This window comes from Neorhizobium descurainiae (genome assembly GCF_051400715.1).
Classification (GTDB): domain Bacteria; phylum Pseudomonadota; class Alphaproteobacteria; order Rhizobiales; family Rhizobiaceae; genus Neorhizobium.
Genome location: NZ_JBLFFK010000005.1, coordinates 51,096 through 70,068 on the forward strand (window position 1 = coordinate 51,096; position 18,973 = coordinate 70,068).

At 62.5% G+C, this 18,973-nt stretch carries 19 protein-coding genes and 1 tRNA gene; 14 read left to right on the plus strand and 6 right to left on the minus strand.

Features of this window, described 5'->3' with window-relative positions:
- Positions 1 to 347: 347 nt before the first annotated feature.
- The 6 genes from ACMGE0_RS11210 (at position 348) to ACMGE0_RS11235 (ending at position 7,240) form a co-directional block, all read left to right on the plus strand.
- Positions 348 to 432, plus strand: a tRNA-Leu gene (locus ACMGE0_RS11210).
- A gap of 148 nt (positions 433 to 580) precedes the next feature.
- Entirely contained in the window at positions 581 to 2,077 is a 1,497-nt protein-coding gene (tig, locus tag ACMGE0_RS11215; RefSeq protein WP_436815936.1) for a trigger factor, read from the plus strand.
- Positions 2,078 to 2,160: 83 nt separating this feature from the next.
- Positions 2,161 to 3,783 carry an ABC-F family ATP-binding cassette domain-containing protein gene (locus ACMGE0_RS11220; protein ID WP_436815937.1) on the plus strand — a complete coding sequence of 541 codons (1,623 nt, stop codon included), beginning with the start codon at positions 2,161 to 2,163 and terminating at the stop codon, positions 3,781 to 3,783.
- Between the two features lie 288 nt (positions 3,784 to 4,071).
- Entirely contained in the window at positions 4,072 to 5,130 is a 1,059-nt protein-coding gene (locus ACMGE0_RS11225; RefSeq protein ID WP_436815938.1) for a type I restriction endonuclease, read from the plus strand.
- 237 nt (positions 5,131 to 5,367) lie between these two features.
- Positions 5,368 to 6,849, plus strand: coding sequence for an FAD-dependent oxidoreductase (locus tag ACMGE0_RS11230; protein ID WP_436815939.1), 1,482 nt, complete (start codon positions 5,368 to 5,370; stop codon positions 6,847 to 6,849).
- Between the two features lie 217 nt (positions 6,850 to 7,066).
- The gene (locus tag ACMGE0_RS11235; RefSeq protein WP_436815940.1) at positions 7,067 to 7,240 is read left to right on the plus strand and encodes a hypothetical protein; all 174 of its coding nucleotides are present in this window, start codon (positions 7,067 to 7,069) and stop codon (positions 7,238 to 7,240) included.
- Between the two features lie 142 nt (positions 7,241 to 7,382).
- Here the strand turns inward: ACMGE0_RS11235 and ACMGE0_RS11240 are convergent, their stop codons facing one another.
- The 3 genes from ACMGE0_RS11240 to ACMGE0_RS11250 form a co-directional block, all read right to left on the minus strand.
- Positions 7,383 to 8,012 (minus strand): glutathione S-transferase family protein, encoded by a 630-nt coding sequence (locus ACMGE0_RS11240; RefSeq protein WP_436815941.1) that lies wholly within the window; start codon positions 8,010 to 8,012, stop codon positions 7,383 to 7,385.
- 77 nt (positions 8,013 to 8,089) lie between these two features.
- Positions 8,090 to 8,536 (minus strand): GNAT family N-acetyltransferase, encoded by a 447-nt coding sequence (locus tag ACMGE0_RS11245; RefSeq protein WP_436815942.1) that lies wholly within the window; start codon positions 8,534 to 8,536, stop codon positions 8,090 to 8,092.
- A 68-nt stretch (positions 8,537 to 8,604) separates the two neighbouring features.
- Entirely contained in the window at positions 8,605 to 9,819 is a 1,215-nt protein-coding gene (locus ACMGE0_RS11250) for an NADP-dependent isocitrate dehydrogenase (RefSeq protein ID WP_436815943.1), read from the minus strand.
- Positions 9,820 to 10,069: 250 nt separating this feature from the next.
- On the opposite strand from ACMGE0_RS11250, the gene ACMGE0_RS11255 reads away from it, so the two are divergent.
- The 4 genes from ACMGE0_RS11255 to murI all read left to right on the plus strand — a co-directional run bounded on the left by ACMGE0_RS11255 (position 10,070) and on the right by murI (position 14,365).
- A complete protein-coding gene (locus ACMGE0_RS11255; RefSeq protein ID WP_436815944.1) occupies positions 10,070 to 10,600 on the plus strand; it encodes a hypothetical protein in 531 nt (176 codons plus the stop codon).
- Between the two features lie 97 nt (positions 10,601 to 10,697).
- A complete protein-coding gene (locus ACMGE0_RS11260; protein ID WP_436815945.1) occupies positions 10,698 to 12,686 on the plus strand; it encodes an FUSC family protein in 1,989 nt (662 codons plus the stop codon).
- Between the two features lie 61 nt (positions 12,687 to 12,747).
- Complete coding sequence (locus ACMGE0_RS11265; RefSeq protein WP_436815946.1) at positions 12,748 to 13,584, plus strand: RNA methyltransferase; 837 nt, start codon at positions 12,748 to 12,750, stop codon at positions 13,582 to 13,584.
- Positions 13,568 to 14,365 carry a glutamate racemase gene (gene murI / locus ACMGE0_RS11270; RefSeq protein WP_436815947.1) on the plus strand — a complete coding sequence of 266 codons (798 nt, stop codon included), beginning with the start codon at positions 13,568 to 13,570 and terminating at the stop codon, positions 14,363 to 14,365. Before ACMGE0_RS11265 ends, murI begins: the two co-directional genes overlap by 17 nt.
- Before the next feature lie 140 nt (positions 14,366 to 14,505).
- Here the strand turns inward: murI and ACMGE0_RS11275 are convergent, their stop codons facing one another.
- On the minus strand, positions 14,506 to 14,697 hold the full coding sequence (locus tag ACMGE0_RS11275; protein ID WP_436815948.1) for a helix-turn-helix transcriptional regulator: 192 nt from the start codon (positions 14,695 to 14,697) through the stop codon (positions 14,506 to 14,508).
- A 3-nt stretch (positions 14,698 to 14,700) separates the two neighbouring features.
- Complete coding sequence (locus ACMGE0_RS11280; RefSeq protein ID WP_436815949.1) at positions 14,701 to 15,075, minus strand: hypothetical protein; 375 nt, start codon at positions 15,073 to 15,075, stop codon at positions 14,701 to 14,703.
- A gap of 146 nt (positions 15,076 to 15,221) precedes the next feature.
- On the opposite strand from ACMGE0_RS11280, the gene ACMGE0_RS11285 reads away from it, so the two are divergent.
- From ACMGE0_RS11285 to ACMGE0_RS11300, 4 genes are all read left to right on the plus strand, one after another.
- Entirely contained in the window at positions 15,222 to 15,860 is a 639-nt protein-coding gene (locus ACMGE0_RS11285) for a LysE family translocator (RefSeq protein WP_436815950.1), read from the plus strand.
- A gap of 24 nt (positions 15,861 to 15,884) precedes the next feature.
- On the plus strand, positions 15,885 to 16,256 hold the full coding sequence (locus tag ACMGE0_RS11290) for a GFA family protein (RefSeq protein ID WP_436815951.1): 372 nt from the start codon (positions 15,885 to 15,887) through the stop codon (positions 16,254 to 16,256).
- 10 nt (positions 16,257 to 16,266) lie between these two features.
- On the plus strand, positions 16,267 to 16,899 hold the full coding sequence (locus tag ACMGE0_RS11295) for a LysE family translocator (RefSeq protein WP_436815952.1): 633 nt from the start codon (positions 16,267 to 16,269) through the stop codon (positions 16,897 to 16,899).
- 125 nt (positions 16,900 to 17,024) lie between these two features.
- Positions 17,025 to 18,548 carry a helicase HerA domain-containing protein gene (locus tag ACMGE0_RS11300; RefSeq protein ID WP_436816195.1) on the plus strand — a complete coding sequence of 508 codons (1,524 nt, stop codon included), beginning with the start codon at positions 17,025 to 17,027 and terminating at the stop codon, positions 18,546 to 18,548.
- A gap of 4 nt (positions 18,549 to 18,552) precedes the next feature.
- On the opposite strand, the gene ACMGE0_RS11305 is transcribed toward ACMGE0_RS11300, so the two are convergent.
- The gene (locus ACMGE0_RS11305; RefSeq protein ID WP_436815953.1) at positions 18,553 to 18,798 is read right to left on the minus strand and encodes a DUF982 domain-containing protein; all 246 of its coding nucleotides are present in this window, start codon (positions 18,796 to 18,798) and stop codon (positions 18,553 to 18,555) included.
- Positions 18,799 to 18,973 lie beyond the last annotated feature (175 nt).

The window sequence follows — 18,973 nt, forward strand, 5'->3', positions numbered from 1 at the left end:
CGCCCGAACCAGAGAGATCGGAAACCGTTCCGATCAATCCCTGTGACTGCATACTATGAAATTGCCGGGCCATTGTGCAGTGCAATATATGAATGGATGACATGCGGTTCTTGCATGGCTTCCGTCGCCCAGCCGATGACAGTGTATGCATCAGTATTTAATAAAACGCTAAATGGGTCCGGAAGCCCGTGGCGCGACCCGATCCTGCCGGATAATCGGCATCTCTCGCGGTTTCTGTGAAGTGCCGAAAAAGCGTCATTTTTCCTTTGCGTGCGCTGAAACGGGTGATATAGAGACGCGCGCTCCGGAAGGCCTCTGGCCACGAGGATTTTCGACGCGGTTGGGGCGCGGGTATGGTGAAATTGGTAGACACGCCAGATTTAGGTTCTGGTGCCGCAAGGCGTGGGAGTTCAAGTCTCTCTACCCGCACCAGAACCGCCGGGAGTGCGGTCCGAGCCGGTTTCGGTTTGAGGGATCGGCGCTCCTTGAAGCCGCGGCCGGTCTCTGAAAAGTTCCGGCGATGTGCTCATTGAAACCAACGGCTGTCTGAGCACCGCCGCCACGATATGAAGGTATGAAAATGCAGGTTACCGAAACGCTCGCTGAAGGGCTGAAGCGCGAAATCAAGGTCGTTATCCCGAAGCAGGATATGGAAGCGCAGCTCAACGTGCGCCTCGCCGATGCCAAGGACAAGGTCCGCATCAACGGCTTCCGTCCGGGCAAGGTGCCGGTTGCGCATCTGAAGAAGATGTACGGCAAGTCCATGATGGCCGACCTGGTCAACGAGATCGTTCGCGAGCGTCCGGGCCAGATCCTGTCCGAACGCGGCGAGAAGTCGGCGACCCAGCCGTCGATCGCGATGACCGAGGATGAGGCCGAGGCCGAGAAGATCCTGAACGCCCAGGCCGATTTCGAGTTCACGCTCTCCTATGAGGTGATCCCGCAGATCGACCTGAAGCCGACCGACAACATTTCCGTCGTGCGCGAAGTCGTCGAAGTCTCGGAAGACGAAGTCAACGAGCAGATCGAGAAGATTGCCGAAAGCGCCCGCACCTACGAGACCAAGAAGGGCAAGGCCGCCGAGGGCGACCGCGTCACCATGAACTATCTCGGCAAGGTCGATGGCGAAGCCTTCGACGGCGGCACTGCCGAAGACGCCGAACTGGTTCTCGGCTCCGGCCGTTTCATCCCGGGCTTCGAAGACCAGCTCGTCGGCGTCAAGGCCGGTGACGAAAAGCAGATCACCGTGACCTTCCCGGCCGATTATCCGGCCGCCAACCTCGCCGGCAAGGAAGCCACCTTCGACATCACCGTCAAGGACGTCGCAGCTCCTGCCGCTCTCGAGATCAACGACGAGCTTGCCACGAAGCTGGGTATCGAATCCGTCGATCGCCTGAAGGAGATCGTTCGCGGGCAGATCGAAAGCCAGTACGGCAACGTCACCCGCCAGAAGGTCAAGCGTCAGATCCTCGACCAGCTCGACGAGATGTACCAGTTCGACACCCCGCAGGGCCTGGTGGACGCGGAGTTCGAGAACATCTGGCGCCAGATCAACACCGATCTCCAGCAGTCCGGCAAGACCTTCGAGGATGAAGGCACGACCGAGGAAGACGCCCGCGCCGACTACCGCAAGCTCGCCGAGCGCCGCGTCCGCCTCGGCCTCGTTCTCTCCGAGATCGGCGAGAAGGCCGGCGTCGAAGTGACCGAGGAAGAGATGCAGCGCGCGCTTTATGCGCAGCTCCAGCAGTTCCCGGGCCAGCAGAAGGAAATCCTCGATTTCTTCCGCAACACGCCGGGCGCTTCCGCTTCGCTGCGCGCGCCGATCTTCGAGGAGAAGGTCGTCGACAAGCTGCTTTCCGAAATCAAGGTCACCGATAAGACCGTGAGCAAGGAAGAGCTGATGGCCGAAGACGAAGACGGCGCGGAAGCCGCCGAGAAGCCGGCCAAGAAGAAGGCCGCTCCGAAGAAGGCTGCCGCCAAGGCAGAGGCTGCCGACGCCGGTGAAGGCGAAGAAGCTGCCGCTCCCAAGAAGAAGGCTGCGCCGAAGAAGAAGGCCGCTGACGAGAGCGCCGAATAAGCTTCACGCTCAAGAGATAGAAAAGCCGGGTCGGCGACGATCCGGCTTTTTTGTTGTCCCAACACCTCCGAAACCTCCCGCCCATGATCCGCATCGAAAACATCAGCAAGTCGAACAGCCACCGCATTCTCTACATCGAGGCCTCGGCGGCGCTGAATCGCGGCGAGAAGATCGGCCTCGTCGGCCCGAACGGCGCCGGCAAGACGACGCTCTTCCGGATGATCACCGGCGAGGAGCAGCCGGACGAAGGCCAGGTCGCCACCGAAAAGAACGTCACGATCGGCTATTTCAACCAGGATGTCGGCGAGATGGCAGGCGTGAGCGCCGTCACGGAGGTGATGGATGGCGCGGGACCCGTGAGCGAAGTCGCGGCGGAGCTGCGCGAACTCGAAGCGGCGATGATCGACCCCGATCGCATGGACGAGATGGAGTGGATCATCGAGCGGTACGGCGAGGTGCAGGCGCGCTACGAGGAGCTCGACGGTTACGGGCTCGAAGGCCGCGCCCGCGAGGTGCTGGCGGGGCTCAGCTTCACGCAGGAGATGATGGACGGCGATGTCGGCAAGCTCTCCGGCGGTTGGAAGATGCGCGTGGCGCTCGCCCGTATCCTGCTGATGCGCCCCGACGTCATGCTGCTCGACGAGCCGTCGAACCACCTCGACCTCGAAAGCCTGATCTGGCTGGAAGGCTTCCTCAAGGGGTATGACGGCGCGCTTCTGATGACATCGCACGACCGCGAGTTCATGAACCGCATCGTCAACAAGATAATCGAGATCGATGCCGGATCGCTCACCACCTATTCCGGCGACTACGGCTTCTACGAACAGCAGCGGGCGCAGAACGAGAAACAGCAGCAGGCGCAGTTCGAGCGCCAGCAGGCCATGCTCGCCAAGGAGATCAGGTTCATCGAGCGGTTCAAGGCGCGCGCCAGCCATGCCGCTCAGGTCCAGAGCCGGGTGAAAAAGCTCGACAAGATCGAACGCGTCGAGCCGCCGCGCCGCCGCCAGTCGGTGGCGTTCGAATTCCAGCCGGCGCCGCGGTCCGGCGAGGACGTGGTGAACTTGAGGGGCGTCCACAAGAAATACGGCAGCCGCCCGATCTATGAAGGGCTCGACTTCATGATCCGCCGCAAGGAGCGCTGGTGCATCATGGGCATCAACGGCGCCGGCAAGTCGACGCTCCTGAAGCTGGTGGCGGGTGCGACCGAGCCGGACGCGGGCAGCGTGACGATCGGCGCCAGCGTCAAGATGGGCTATTTCGCCCAGCACGCCATGGACCTGCTCGACGGCGACCTCACCGTCTTCGAATGGCTGGAGGCGGAGTTCCCGCGGGCGGGGCAGGGGGCGCTGCGCACGCTCGCCGGCTGCTTCGGCTTTTCCGGCGACGATGTCGAGAAGAGGTGCCGGGTGCTGTCGGGCGGCGAGAAGGCCCGCCTCGTCATGGCGGCGATGCTCTTCGATCCGCCGAATTTCCTGGTCCTCGACGAGCCGACCAACCACCTCGACCTCGACACCAAGGAAATGCTGATCAGGGCGCTTTCCGAATACGAGGGCACCATGCTCTTCGTCAGCCACGACCGGCATTTCTTGAGTGAGCTTTCCAACCGCGTGCTCGAACTGACGCCCGGCGGCATCCATCGCTATGACGGCGGCTATACCGAATATGTCGAGCGCACCGGCTATGAGGCGCCGGGCTTGCGGAGTTGAGGCGGTTGCCTTGGAAGGGCGTGCCGTTTCCGCCCCCCTCTGCCAGCGTTCGAGGCTGCAATCGATTCACTTGATCGATTGCTCGGCTCCGCCGACCGCCTCTCACCCCCACAGGTGGGGGATCGGTTGGGCGCACCAGCTTCCACTCCTTCCACCAATTCTCAAGGACGGGATGGGGTGGGAATCCCGAAATTTCTTGCTGAGGGTGCTCCATGTCAGGCGCTTCCGACCATCTTGACGGCAGGTAGCAGTTCAGCCACCTTTCGCGAATAACGAGTAAGGGGAATCATGAGCACAGTTGAAGAGAGCCTCCGCGCTATCGCGGAGCGCGTAAAATCACATTCCAGCACGATGGCAACAGAGGAAGCGGTCAAGACGGCTGTCGTTCTCCCATTTCTTCGCTCGCTGGGCTACGACGTCTTTGATCCGACCGAGGTGGTGCCGGAGTTCACTGCAGATGCGGTAGGGAAGAAAGGCGAGAAAGTCGACTATGCGATTAAGATCGACAATGACATTCGCATCCTTATCGAATGCAAGCCTATTTCGGTTGCACTCGATAAGAAGCATCTCGACCAGCTTTACCGTTATTTCAGTGTGACGAACGCAAAGTTTGCCATTCTCACAAATGGTCGGACGTTCAATTTTTATACCGACCTTGAGGCGCCCAATAAGCTCGATACGCGGCCTTTCCTGGTTTTTGATGTCACCGATTTTAATGCCGGCATTGTCGCGGAGCTACGAAAGTTCGAGAAGGGCGCCTTTGACGTCTCCGCTATCTTGGCCACTGCTGAACGGCTGAAATACACATCGGGCGTAAAACAGGTAATTTCGAAGCTCATCGAGGAGCCCTCAGAAGAGTTCGTCAGAATGGCATCGGCAGGAGTCTACGAGGGGCGGATGACCTCCCAGGTTCGGGAGATGTTCACCGGTGTTGTCAGGGCGGCGTTTCGAGAAGTTATTATGGATACTGTGAAGAGCCGCCTATCCAGTGCGCTCGCGGATACCGAGGAGGTCATTGAGAAGATCGATGCCCCGGTGGAAGAGGAGCCGGACGTCATCACCACCGAAGAGGAACGAGAGGGATACATGATCGTAAAGGCTATTGTCCGCGATACGATCAGTCCGAAGCGTATTGTGATGCGGGACCAGAAATCTTATTGCGGCATTCTTGTCGACAACAATAACCGCAAGCCTCTGGCTCGCCTTTGGTTCAATCGATCCGTGAAGTATATTGGTCTGTTCGACGGTGAAGAGGAAGAGCGGCTGATCGTCGATAGCCTAGACAAGATTTATGAATATGCTGAACGCCTTCGTGCTACCGCTAGGAAGTACGTAGAAACGTCATGATGAAAGAGGCTCCGCTAAGCCCTTTGCTAGTCATTTCTCTGTCACGATCTTGCTTGCGTCGATGCGCGCAAGGCTCGCCTCATGAAAATCTCGGAGCTGATGTCGATGCTGCGGAGCTTCGTCATCTATCGTGATTCGAGAAAGCTCTATGGGCTTATTGATGTCTTTTCGGGGCCCCTTTTCCTTGGCTAAATCCTCGCTTCGCCCGTCGGGCTGGGAGAGATGAGGGAGGATGCCATGAATGAGCAGAACGTATCGGTGAAGGAGATACGCCAGACCGAGAACCGCTTCCTGAGCTCCGATATTTTTGAACTGGGGCAGCATGTCTTCCCCCGTCGCAACGGCGAGGGGGTTCTCCGGGAAGAGGCGCGCGACATTCCGGTCTATCATCGCTGCGATGTGCTGGTCGTTGGCGGGGGACCATCCGGAACCGCCGCAGCGCTCGCCGCTGCGCGAACGGGGGCGGAGGTCGTGGTCCTGGAGCGCTACAATCATCTCGGCGGGCTTTCCACGGGAGGCGTGGTGATCTGGATCGACCGGATGACCGACTGGGACGGGCGCCAGGTCATCCGCGGCTTCGCCGAGGAGGTGATCGGCCGCCTTCCGCCGGATGGCATAGCCGGACCGGACAGGACGCTTTGGGGCATGCGCGATCCGGACCTTGCGAAATACTGGCGGTTGCGCACATCCGCCTTCCACGGCATCGTCACCTGGGCGCCCACCATAGACCCCGAGAGGCTGAAACTGACCTCGCAGGAAATGCTGATCGAGGCAGGCGTCAGGATCGTGTTCCACTCCTTCGCGGCGGCGCCGGTGGTCCGGGACGGCGCCGTCCAGGGCGTCATCTTCGAAAGCAAGGAGGGCCGCCAGGGGATCATGGCCAAGGTCGTGGTGGACTGCACCGGCGACGGCGACATCTTTGCCCGCGCCGGAGCAGGCTTCGAGGCCGATATCGAGGAAGGCGACGTCCATCACTCCATGAATACCGGCTTCATGCTGGGCGGTGTGGACATGGAGACATGGCTGACCTTCCGGGGGACGGAGGAGCAGGCCTTTGCGGACTTCAATGCTATGGGGCGCGAGCAGCTCGGCTTCTTCCAGACGCCATACGTCTCCTGGCGTAACGACATCGCGCTCTTCCTGGGACCGCGGCAATCGGGCCTTTCGGCGCTCAACGTGGACGACATGACCGAAGTCGAAATCCGTTCGCATCGGTTCATGCAGGCCCATTGCGAATTCTTCCGCAAGCACGCGCCGGGCTTCAAGGACGCTTACATGCTCCTGAGCGCGCCGCAGCTCGGCGTTCGACATACGAGACGTCTTGCGGGCGCCGGGCGGATCGAGCGCGGCCAGTGGGGAAGCGGCATGGTCCAGCCAGACGAAGTCGGCGTCAGCCCCTCGGTCTCGCCGAAATTTCCGGTGCTTTCCGTGCCTTACGGGGCGCTCGTGCCGGCCAGGCTGAACGGATTGCTGGCTGCCGGGCGTCACATCTCCTGCGATGCGAACAGCCACGGCTTCATGCGGGAAATTCCGCAGTGCTGGCTGACGGGGCAGGCCGCGGGAGCGGCGGCCGGCATCGCGGCAAATCGCGGTGTGGCGCCGCGGAATGTCGATATCGCGGAGTTGCAATCGACGTTGCGCGCGCAAGGCGCCTTTGTGCGCGATGCGACCGATCGCCAAATCCCGGAAGAAAAGGCTGAGCCGGTGTCGAGCGGTTGAGCGCTTTTCGTGATGGATGGACCGCCACGAGAACTCGGCCACCGCTCGGAAATCAACTTCGCATGTGACCGGGTTGCCGGGAGGATTGTCACCGGGCGCGGCTAATCGATACCCCAACCCCTTCCCAAACGCGTTTTGCGATCCATACTATTGCCACAGCGGTCGATCATGATTGTTCCATCGATCGCTTATCGTCTCGAGAGGGAGGGAGTAACCCATGAGCAGAAACGCCGTCATCGGCATCATAGTGGTCATAGTCATTATCCTGATTGCGATCTTCCTGTGGCCCGCATCGACCACCAACACGCCTGCCGGCACTGGAACCGCGCCGACCACGCCTGCGCCGACGACACCTGCGCCGGCACCGACGACGCCCGCTCCTTCGAACTAAGCGCTTCAGATCACAAGATGGCTGGCCCGCCGCTTCCGGCGGGCCCGCTATCCTTCGGCGCCGTGTCCCGAAAGACCCGGCGTCGCAGGCTTCCGACTGCAGGGAACGCTTTCCGCCGATCACCGATGAGCGGCGTGCTTGCCTACCCCGCGCTTTGCATCTCCGCTGCGGCGGCATTGTCCTTCTCGTTGGCGCGGATGGCCGCCTCGCGGGAGGCGAGCCGCCCGAAATACCGTTCGAAAGCCGGGCGCTTCTCGATCGTGCCGAACTGCATGCCCCATCCGAGCTGGGCGCCGACATAGACGTCGGCCGCCGTGAACCTGTCCCCGGCGATATAGGGGTTCGCCTCCACCGCCTTTTCAAGCGTGTTGATCACGTCGGCATAGGTGCCGTAGCCGATCATCCGTTCGCGATCCTTCGGAACTTCGAAACCGAGCGCCCTGTTGCTGACCGAGGCCTCGACCGGCCCGGCCGCGAAGAAGAGCCAGCGATAGTAATTCGCGCGTTCGGCGGGGGGCGGGGCGAGGCCGGCCTCGGGGAAGGCGTCCGCCAGATAGGCGCAGATCGCCGCGCATTCCGTCACGACGTTGTTGCCGTGCACGACGGTCGGCACCTTGCCCATCGGATTGACCGCCTTGTAGTCGTCTCCCTTCATCGTCGTGCCGAAGCCGAGGATTTCGGCGCGATAGGGCACGCCCACTTCCTCCAGCATCCAGCGGGCGATGCGGCCGCGCGACATGGGGTTCGTATAAAGCACCAATTCGTCGGACATGATCCTCTCCTTTTCCGTTCGCTTTATGTTCTAAGGCGAGGATGTTGCGGAATCAAGACAGGCCGAAATTTCAGGGATCAGAGCGGCTTGCGGTACTGGATGAAGCCGGCATTCTGCGCGACGCGGTCGTAGAGCCGCCGGGCGGTGGCATTGCTTTCATGCGTCAGCCAATAGAGGCGGCTGGCCTTGTTGTTTCGGGCGAGTTCGGCGACGGCATCGATCAGCGCTTCGCCGGCGCCTTTTCCCCGCTGGCTGAGCTCGACGTAGAGGTCCTGCAGGTAACAGGTCCAGTCCGGCAGCCAGCAGGACCGGTGGAAGATCGCATGCGCGATGCCGACGAGCCGGCCCTTTTCGTCGAAGGCGCCGAAAGCATGCATCGGCTCTTCGGGATCGAGGAGCCGGCTCCAGGTGAGATCGTATTGCGCCTTCGGCAGCACGGTTTCGTAAAAGCGCAGATAGGCTTCGAAGAGCGGCTCCCAGGCGGGACGGTCGGACGGTTCGAGCGGGCGGACGGTGACGGGCATAGGCGGGCTCCTCAAAGAAAACGGCGGAGATTTCTCCCCGCCGCATGGTCTTAGCCGATTTTTCGGGCTCAGGCAGCCATGGCCTTCTTGAGGTTCTCGTCGATCTTGTCGAGGAAGGCGGTCGTGGAGAGCCACGGCTGATCGGGACCGATGAGGAGGGCGAGGTCCTTGGTCATGAAGCCGGCCTCGACGGTCGCGACGCAGACGGTCTCGAGGGTGGAGGCGAATTTCGCGAGCTCGGCATTGTCGTCCAGCTTGGCGCGGTGCGCGAGGCCGCGTGTCCAGGCGAAGATCGAGGCGATCGAGTTGGTCGAGGTTTCCTGGCCCTTCTGGTGCTGGCGGTAATGGCGGGTGACCGTGCCGTGCGCGGCTTCGGCTTCGACCGTCTTGCCGTCCGGGGTGAGCAGCACCGAGGTCATCAGGCCGAGCGAGCCGAAGCCCTGCGCGACGGTGTCGGACTGCACGTCGCCGTCGTAGTTCTTGCAGGCCCAGACGTAGCCGCCCGACCACTTGAGCGCGGCCGCGACCATGTCGTCGATCAGGCGGTGCTCGTAGGTGATGCCGACTTCGTCGAACTTCGCCTTGAACTCGGTCTGGTAGACCTCTTCGAAGATGTCCTTGAAGCGGCCGTCATAGGCCTTGAGGATGGTATTCTTGGTGGAGAGGTAGACCGGCCACTTGCGCATCAGGCCGTACATCATCGAGGCGCGGGCGAATTCGCGGATCGATTCGTCGAGGTTGTACATGGCCATGGCGACGCCGGCGCCGGGGGCGTTGAAGACTTCCTTCTCGATCACCGTGCCGTCTTCGCCGACGAACTTGATCGTCAGCTTGCCCTTGCCCGGGAATTTGAAGTCGGTGGCGCGGTACTGGTCGCCGAAGGCATGGCGGCCGACGACGATCGGCTGCGTCCAGCCCGGCACGAGGCGGGGAACGTTCTTGCAGATGATCGGCTCGCGGAAGATGACGCCGCCGAGGATGTTGCGAATCGTGCCGTTCGGGCTCTTCCACATTTCCTTGAGCCCGAATTCCTTCACGCGGGCTTCGTCCGGGGTGATCGTCGCGCACTTGATGCCGACGCCGTGCTTCTTGATGGCGTTGGCGGCGTCGATCGTCACCTGATCGTTGGTGGCATCGCGGTTCTCGACGGAGAGGTCGTAATATTCGATGTCCAGATCGAGATAGGGAAGGATCAGCTTGTCCTTGATGAGCTGCCAGATGATGCGGGTCATCTCGTCGCCGTCGAGATCGACGACCGGGTTTGCTACCTTGATCTTTTGCATGGAATTCCTCTTGGACGTGAGTGGGACCTTTTGCGCCCCGAAGGGTGGACGCCGGTGGGTGCGCTATAGCATCGCCGGGCCGGAACGCAAAGGCATTCGGCCGTCCGAGACGGCTTTTCGGGAGAGAAATCGCGGTGCATCCGCGGGGCGCGCGCCGACGACTTCGCGAGGATAGCCCGGGATTGCCCTTGTCAAACCGCAAACCGGGTTTAATGTCCGGGCATCTCACTCGAACAACCGGATTCTTCCCATGCGGACCCTGCCGCTCGCCATCGCTTTTTCGCTCATCTCCACCCTTGCGGCGGCAGCCGACGCCACCGATCCCGTCAGGCAAGTGATGAAGATCACCGAGGACAACTGGAATACCGTCGACAGCGAATGGAAATACATCTTCGATCCGGATCCGCTGGCGCGCCTCTTCAGCAAGAAGTTCCAGGCGGCCTATGCGGAAGCGGCAAAACATCCCGCCTACGAGACGGAGAACAACCAGCCGGGCGACCCCTTCGGCTACGACGTCATCACCAGTTCGCAGGACGGCTGTCCGCTGCAGGAGGTCAAGATGAATTCGGCACCGGGCGCCAACGGCATGACCGACGTGACCGTCACCTTCAAGATGTGGGCCTGCGTGGACGAAGCGGACGTGAAGGACAGCGTCAACGAAGTGCATTTCGACGTGACCGAGGAGGACGGCAAGCCGGTGATCGACGACATCCACCGCGTCGCCGACGGCGAGCGGGATTCGGTGATCGAGGAGATGCAGTCGATCGCCAAGGGCGAATGACCGGTCTTGGCAGACGCATGAGCAGGCTCGCCGAATCCGCCTGTGGAGATATATTCCATTCCGGTGAGCGGGCGCCGTTGCCCGCCTGGGGTGGTTGATGAGGGCTTCCGCCAAGATCAGGGATTGGCTGCTGGCAAGTGACCCCGCGCTGTCGCGCTTCCGCATGGCGGGGCGTGTGACGCTGACGGTCGTGGCGACCGTCGCCTGCCTGGCGGTGATCCATCTGGCCGGCCTGGCGCTGCCTTCGATCGCCTACGGGTTAGCCATCATCCTCTCGATCGAGGGCGGCGTGGCGGTGCGCGACCGGCTGCCGGCCGAGCAGTTGAAGACGCGGCTGATCGGCGGCGTGGTGAGCCTCTCATGCGTGGGGCTTGCCGCGGCGCTGGAGGATTACCGCTACATCTCCGACCCGATGTTCCTGGTGGTCATCCTCTGCGCCGCCGTCGGACGCGTCTACGGGCCGCGCGGTTTCGCGGTCGGCATGTTCGCCTTCACCTCCTATTTCATGGGCGCTTATCTGAGGCCGGGTCTCGCCGACCTGCCACTCGGCGCGATCGGCCCGGCGCTCGCGGTCGTCACCGGTCATCTGGTGCGCACCTACGTGCTGCCGGACGATTGGCGGCGCGATCTGCTCCAGTCTCTCGTGGCGATCCAGGGCAGGGTGGGCGACATCCTGATGCGGCTTGCGGTCCTTTCGAGCGCCGGCTCCTCGACCGAGGCGGACAGGCGCGAACTGCGCCAGCTCGAAGAGCGGCTGAAGGACGTGGTGCTGATGGCGGAAGGATTTCTGCCGCGGCCGCCGGAAGGCGCGATCGAGCCGGAAAACGAGCCGGTCACCGCGCTCGCCATGGCGATCTTCTACGTGCATCTCGCCGCCGAAAGCGCGATCGTGCTGTCGCTCGAGGCCCCGCCGCCCTTCGTGCTCGTCCACGCGCTGATCGAAGACGATCTGGACATGGCGGAAAAGATAGCGGCAAGCGCGGCGGTCGCAGACGACGAGCGCATGTCGGAAAGCGCCCGCGCGCTCGTCTGGCTGCAGAAGGCGAGGGTGGCGCTTGCTATGGCCATCGAGGAGGGGCGTGCCGCTGGTTTCCGGACGATCGACGGCGCAGCGCCGACACCGGCGGCCAAACCCGATTTCTCGCTCAAAAACCCGCAGATCCGCGCCGCAATCCAGATCACGGTGGCCTCGGCCGTCGCGATGGCCTTCGGTCTCATGCTGTCTCGCGACCGCTGGTTCTGGGCGGTGCTGACCGCCTTCCTGATCTTCACCAACACCAAATCCCGCGGCGACGCTGCAATGCGGGCGCTGCAGCGGTCGATCGGCACGCTCGCCGGCATCGCCAGCGGCCTGATGCTCGCGACGCTGATCGGTCCCCAACCGGTCATTTCGGTGCCCCTCGTGGCGCTTTGCATCTTCCTCGGCTTCTATTTCCTGCAGGTTTCCTACGCGGCGATGACCTTCTTCATCTCGATCGTGCTCTGCCTGATCTACGGTCTGATCGGCTCGCTGACCCTCGATCTCCTGTGGCTGAGGATCGAGGAAACGCTGATCGGTGCGATTGCCGGCACCGTGGTCGCCTTTCTCGTTTTCCCGGCGCCGACCCGCTCGACGCTCGATCAGGCATTGGGCCGCTGGTTCGACGGGCTGCGGCAGCTTCTGGCGGCGGTCAAGGAGGGTAAGGGCGGTTTCGAGGTGATCGAGCTGTCGCGAAAGCTCGACGCCGCCTATCGCGAGGTGACGGTCGCCGCGCGTCCGCTCGGCACCTCCTGGTCTGTGGTGACGCGGCCGGGGCATGTGCGCCAGACACTCGCAATCTTCCTCGGCGCCACCTATTGGGCACGCATCTTCGCCCGCAATGCGGTGGAGGCGGGCAGGAAACCGGAAGGGGAAGTGCTGGCGGCGCTCGAAGAGACGCTTCAGAATATCGATGCGCTCGCCCCGCGCGGCTCGGAATGCTTCTCGGTCAAACGCGACCTCGGCCGTGCCGCCGGCCGGCACCTGCCGATCTTCAAGCATGGTACCCGTATAGGCGTCGAGATGATCGGCTCGATGCTGAGCCGGCTTTATCCCGCCGTTGCGTGAGACTTGCCGATTGCCGCCTGCGCCGCTATTGCGGGCGCGAACTTTGAGACGGAAGCAAAAGATGTCAGGGACGAACAGCGAGCGCGAACTGATTGCGGAAGGGCCGGCGGTCGTGCTGGTGGAGCCTCAGCTTGGCGAGAATATCGGCATGGTGGCGCGCGCCATGGCCAATTTCGGCCTTGCCGAACTCAGGCTCGTCAACCCGCGCGACGGCTGGCCGAGCGAAAAGGCGCGCGCTGCCGCCTCCAAGGCCGACCACGTGATCGACGAAACCAAGGTCTACGGGACGCTCGAAGAGGCGATCGAGGACCTGAACTTCGTCTATGCCACCACGGCGCGCGAGCGTTACGGCTTCAAGCCGGTGCGGTCGCCGGTGATAGCCGCCACGACGTTGCGGACGAAATTCCGGGCAGGCGAAAAGACCGGCATTCTCTTCGGCCGCGAGCGCTGGGGGCTTACCAACGAGGAGGTGGCGCTCGCCGACGAGATCGTCACGTTTCCGGTCAATCCCGCCTTCGCCTCGCTCAACATCGCCCAGGCCGTGCTTCTGATGTCCTACGAATGGATGAAATCGGGAATGGAGGACCTCGGCGAGACGCCTTTCCAGGCCGTCGGGCAACGGCCTTCCACCAAGGAACAGCTGTTCGGCCTGTTCGAGCATCTGGAAGAGGCGCTCGACGCCCGCAACTATTTTCATCCGCCCGCGAAAAAGCCAAAAATGATCGACAATCTCCGCGCCGTCATCTCGCGGCGGGGTTTTACGGAACAGGAGATCAGCGTGTTCCGGGGCGTCATCAGTTCGCTCGACCGTTTTCCGCGGCGATGGCCGAAGCAGGAGAAGGCGGGCGATCCCCAAGGGGATATCGGGGAGAATACGGGGAATGACGCAGACGAGTGAATTGAAGCCGGTGCTGATGTTCGATTCCGGCATCGGCGGATTGACGGTGCTGCGCGAGGCGCGCGTCCTGATGCCGGAACGCGGCTTCGTCTACATCGCCGATGATGCGGGCTTTCCTTACGGAGGTTGGGAAGAGCCGGCGCTCAAGGAGCGCATTCTCTCTCTCTTCGAAAAGCTGCTGAAGGAATACGATCCGGAAGTCTGCGTGATCGCCTGCAACACGGCCTTCACGCTGGCCGGTTCGGACCTGCGCGAAAAATTCCCCGGGACAACCTTCGTCGGCACGGTGCCGGCGATCAAGCCGGCAGCCGAACGCACCCGCTCCGGTCTCGTTTCCGTGCTCGCGACCCCGGGAACGGTGAAGCGCGCTTATACCCGCGATCTCATCCAGTCCTTTGCGACGCAATGCCATGTCAGGCTCGTCGGCTCGGAAAATCTCGCCCGCATGGCGGAGGCCTACATCCGCGGAGAGGCGATTTCCGACGAGACGGTCATGGCGGAGATTGCACCGTGCTTCATCGACAAGGACGGGAAAAAGACCGACATCGTCGTGCTCGCCTGCACGCATTATCCCTTCATGGCGAATGTCTTCCGGCGGCTTGCGCCCTGGCCGGTCGATTGGCTCGATCCCGCCGAGGCGATCGCGAGGCAAGCGCGTCGCAAGGTGCCGTTGGTCGACGGTGCCGAGCATCCCGACAATTACGATTTCGCCGTCTTCACCTCCGGCAGTCCGGATTTCGCGACGCGGCGGCTGATGCAGGGTTTCGGATTGAGGGTATAGGAGGCGGCGAAAGGCGGCCTTGTCTAATCCCGGCAGGAACGTCGTGAGACGGCTCCACGGCGATCAGGGAAAATCGCGCAGCGCCACTAGAGGATCGGCAAACTTTCGGTAAAGCGGGGGCCAATCCGGTGCTGGCGCCCTCATTCCTCCTCGAATATCTGCTCGATCGGCATCGACAAGAGCCGTGAGATCCGGAACGCCAGCGGCAGGCTGGGATCGTAGCGGCCCGTTTCCAGAGCATTCACCGTTTGACGCGACACCTCCAGCCGGCTCGCCAGTTCTGCCTGCGACCAGCCTCTTTCCGTCCGCAGTCGTCTAATGTGGTTTTTCATTGCTTATCGATAGCGCCGGTTGCCGACGATCGTTCCGACGATCCAAAGCGTTGCCATGAGCGGCCAGACCACGAACATCGAAAGGCGGGAAAAGCCGACGATTTCGAGAAAGCCGTACCCAAAGGTGATGACGGCGGTACCGGCAAAGGCAAGTCCTATGGCCTCGATCTGGATTCTCTGCTGCAGTTCGTCCATGCGCCTCAACTGACGCAACACCACCCAGCAGACCGTGAGGGCGGGCACCATAGGTAGCAGAGCAACCAGGGGTCGCAAAATCGGATTCTCGACCAGGGGCAGCACGTAGGCCATCAGCGCAACGGAGGCGCCATAAGCCGCCATTCCGGCGGCGAACTCCTTAAAGTATCGGCCACTGAGCATTGAACTCTCCTTTGTAAAGCTTCCTTTACATCACTCGCTTTTGCGTGAGTGTCAAGTGTGCTTTACATATGGGCACTGAAAGAAGACCCTTGCCAAGTGAAAAAATCGGTGGCTTGCTCGCCTCCTTCTCTGGAGGAATTTCGAAAATGTCGCTCGAACACTGGCTTGCCTTCGTCGCCGCTTCGTCCGTGCTGCTCGCCATTCCGGGGCCGACGATCCTGCTCGTCATCTCCTATGCGCTGAGCCACGGCCGCAGGGTCGCCACCGCGACCGTCGCCGGCGTCGCGCTCGGTGACTTCACCGCCATGACCGCCTCCATGCTCGGCCTCGGCGCGCTGCTTGCGACCTCCGCGGCGCTCTTCACGGTGCTGAAATGGGTGGGGGCGGCCTATCTCATCTATCTCGGGATCAAGCTCTGGCGCGCTCCGGTGTCCGAACGGACGGCCGAGGTCGATGAGGCGGAGACGCAGTCGGCCAAGCCTTTCCGCGTCTTCCTGCATGCCTATGCGGTGACGGCGCTCAATCCGAAGAGCATCGTCTTCTTCGTGGCCTTCCTGCCGCAGTTCCTCGATCTTTCGAAGCCGCTCTTCCTGCAGATGGCGATCTTCGAGGCCACCTTCCTGACGCTCGCGACATTGAACGCGACGCTTTACGGCCTGCTGGCGGCCTTGGCGCGCAACCAGATCCGCAAGCCGAAAGTGCAGAAGATCGTCAACCGCACCGGCGGTTCGCTGATGATCGGTGCCGGCCTGCTTTCGATCGGTTTCAAGCGCGCCACCGCATAAGCTTTTATCTGGGAGGAGGAGCATATGCTGACCGGACGTTGCCATTGCGGCGAGACCGTTTTCGAGATCGACGGCGAGCTGCCGCAGGCGCTCACCCGCTGTACCTGTACCTTCTGCTCGAGGCGGGGCGCGCTTTACGCCTATTACGAGCCGAAGCGGGTGCATGTGAAGGCGGATCCGGCGAGCGACCGGGTCTACCGCTGGAACTCCAGACTGGTGGCGCATCATTTTTGCGGCACCTGTGGCTGCACGACCTACAGCGACAGCCCGGATTTCCAGCTGGACGGGACATGGGACGGCAAGACGCGCCGCTTCGGCGTGAACGCGAGGCTGTTCGACGATTTCGACGCCGAGGAATGGCCGCATACGGTCATCGACGGCAGAAACCTCTGGTAGGAGAAAGCCAGTGAACGAAGTGACCCTGCTTGCCTTCGCGATCGTCGCTCTCATCGGCATTGCGACGCCTGGGCCGACCGTGCTGCTCGCGCTGACCAACGGTTCCCGCTACGGCCTGCGCCGCGCGCTGCCGGGCATGGCAGGTGCCGTGCTCTCCGATTTCGTGCTGATCGGTGCCGTGGCGCTTGGCCTCGGCGCGCTGCTCGCGGCTTCCGAATTCTGGTTCTCGGTCGTCAAATGGCTGGGCGCCGGCTATCTCGCCTTCCTCGGCATCATGCTTCTGCGCTCGAAGGGCTCGCTTGACGTAACGGAAGATGCCGCGGTTTCCGGCTCGGGTTCCGCTACGTCGATCTTCCTGAAAAGTTTTCTCGTCGCGGTCACCAATCCCAAGGGCTACCTGTTCTTCTCGGCCTTCCTGCCCCAGTTCATCACGGCCGGTGCGCCGCAGGTGCCGCAATACGCGATCCTTGCGATCGTCTTCGGGCTTATCGATTTTGCGGTTATGTTCGCCTATGCGCTGCTCGGTTCGCGGGCCGTGCATCTTCTGAAAAAGAAGGGCGCGCTCTGGCTGGACCGGCTCTGCGGTGGCGCGCTTCTGGCGCTCGCAGGGTCTCTGGCCTTTTATCGAAGGGCCGCCTCCTGAAGCCGATCACACAACCCTGTGCATTTTCGCTCTTGCCCGGCGAAACGAATCCCGGTCTCTGTTATGGCTCGGGAGTCGCGGGTCCAGTGAGTCACCGCGAAGAGACGGCATACGAGGGAAGTGCATTGCAGGTCGGCATCGATATGGGAACTGTGGCCGGGGGCGATCCCGCCAAGCTCGATATCGAGGAGCTTCTGGCCACCCGCCTGCTCGTGCAGGGCAATTCCGGCTCCGGCAAATCCCATCTCCTGCGGCGGTTGCTAGAGCAGTCGGCGCCCTGGGTGCAGCAGGTTGTGATCGATCCGGAAGGCGATTTCGTCACGCTGTCGGACAGGTTCGGCCATGTGGTGGTGGATGGCGAGCGCACGGAAGCCGAGCTCGCCGGCATCGCCAACCGCATCCGGAAGAACCGCGTATCCTGTGTTCTGACGCTGGAGGGGCTCGATCTCGAGGAGCAGATGCGCACCGCGGGCGCTTTCCTCAACGGCCTCTTCGATGCCGATCGCGAGTTCTGGTATCCGGTGCTCGTCGTGGTGGACGAGGCGCAGATGTTTGCGCCCTCCGTCGGCGGCGACGTTTCCGAAGACGCGCGAAAACTCTCGCTCGGCGCCATGACCAATCTGATGTGCCGCGGCCGCAAGCGCGGTCTTGCCGGCGTTATCGCCACCCAGCGCCTGGCGAAGCTTGCCAAGAACGTCGCGGCGGAGGCGTCCAACTTCCTGATGGGCCGCACCTTCCTCGATATCGACATGGCGCGCGCCGCCGACCTGCTCGGCATGGACCGCCGCCAGGCGGAAATGTTCCGGGATCTCAAGCGTGGCAATTTCGTCGCCCTCGGCCCGGCTTTGTCGCGCCGGCCTCTGCCGATCGTCATCGGCGCGGTGGAAACCTCGGCGCGCTCCTCCAGCCCCAAGCTGATGCCGCTGCCGGACGCGCCGCAGGATGTCGAGGACCTGATCTTCACGCCCGATCCGGAGGAATTCGCCCGGCCGATCACGGCGGCACGCCGGCCGACGCCCGCTCCTCGTCCGACGACGGATATTCTGGCCGAGCTGTCGCGGTCTACACCGGCCGCAACCTCGTCGGCGCCGCAGGAACCGCGCGCTCCTCAGCCGGAGCTTTCGCCGGAAGAGCGGGAGGAGCGGCTTTCCGTTGTGCTCTCGGAAATCCTCGACGATCCGCAATCGGCTTACCGGACGGATTCGGTGCTCTATCAGGATTTTCTGGTGCGCGCCCGCATGCGTCGCCTGGCCGGGCCGCCGCTCTCGCTTTCCGAGTTCCGCCGTCGCGTGGCGATCGCCCGGGCCGGCGTCGATGCGGAGACCGCGGCCAGTGAGGCGTGGCAAACGGCTCTTTCCCTGTCGGCCGGTGTTTCGGATGATCTTCAGGGCGTCTTCCTGATGATGGCGAAGGCCGCGATATCGGGAGAGCCGTGTCCGTCGGACGCCCGCATAGCACGCGCCTACGGCACTCATTCCGCAAGACGCGCGCGGCGCCTGCTCGGCTATTTCGAGGAGCAGGGGCTGATCGTCGTGCATGCGGATTTTTCCGGAAAGCGCATCGTCGCCTTCCCCGATCTGCAAGCGGAGACCGCGCCGGGGAATGCCGATGCGCCGGACGAGGGCGAAATACGGGCTGCGGCGGAGTGAGCGGCTACTGGATGTGGAAATGCGCTTCCACCGCCGCGGCGATGAAAGCCTGCCGAGCCTCCGAAGGGGCCGATCTGCCCTCCAGCGCTTCTCCGCAGGTCCGCTCGGCACGATGGTACTGGCTGCCGTGATAGGCGGGCCAGTGGCGGTCGAGCAAGGTCTTCGCCTGGCGGACGGTCTTGACCGTGCGGACGGCTCCGGTTTCCGGATCTTCAATTCTAAGCGGATTGCTCCAGGCTTTCTGGCGCATGGCACGGTACCTCCCGTCTATATAAATGGGAGATATTTGCCGGCTATCAAAGAAAGATTGCGGATGGCCTTGCCGAATGGTTAATGCAGCACCTGTTGACATTTCCATGACATCCGCCTAAAGACCCCGCCAACACCGGGTGGCGACGCCCGGTGTTTCATTTGACATGTCCCGT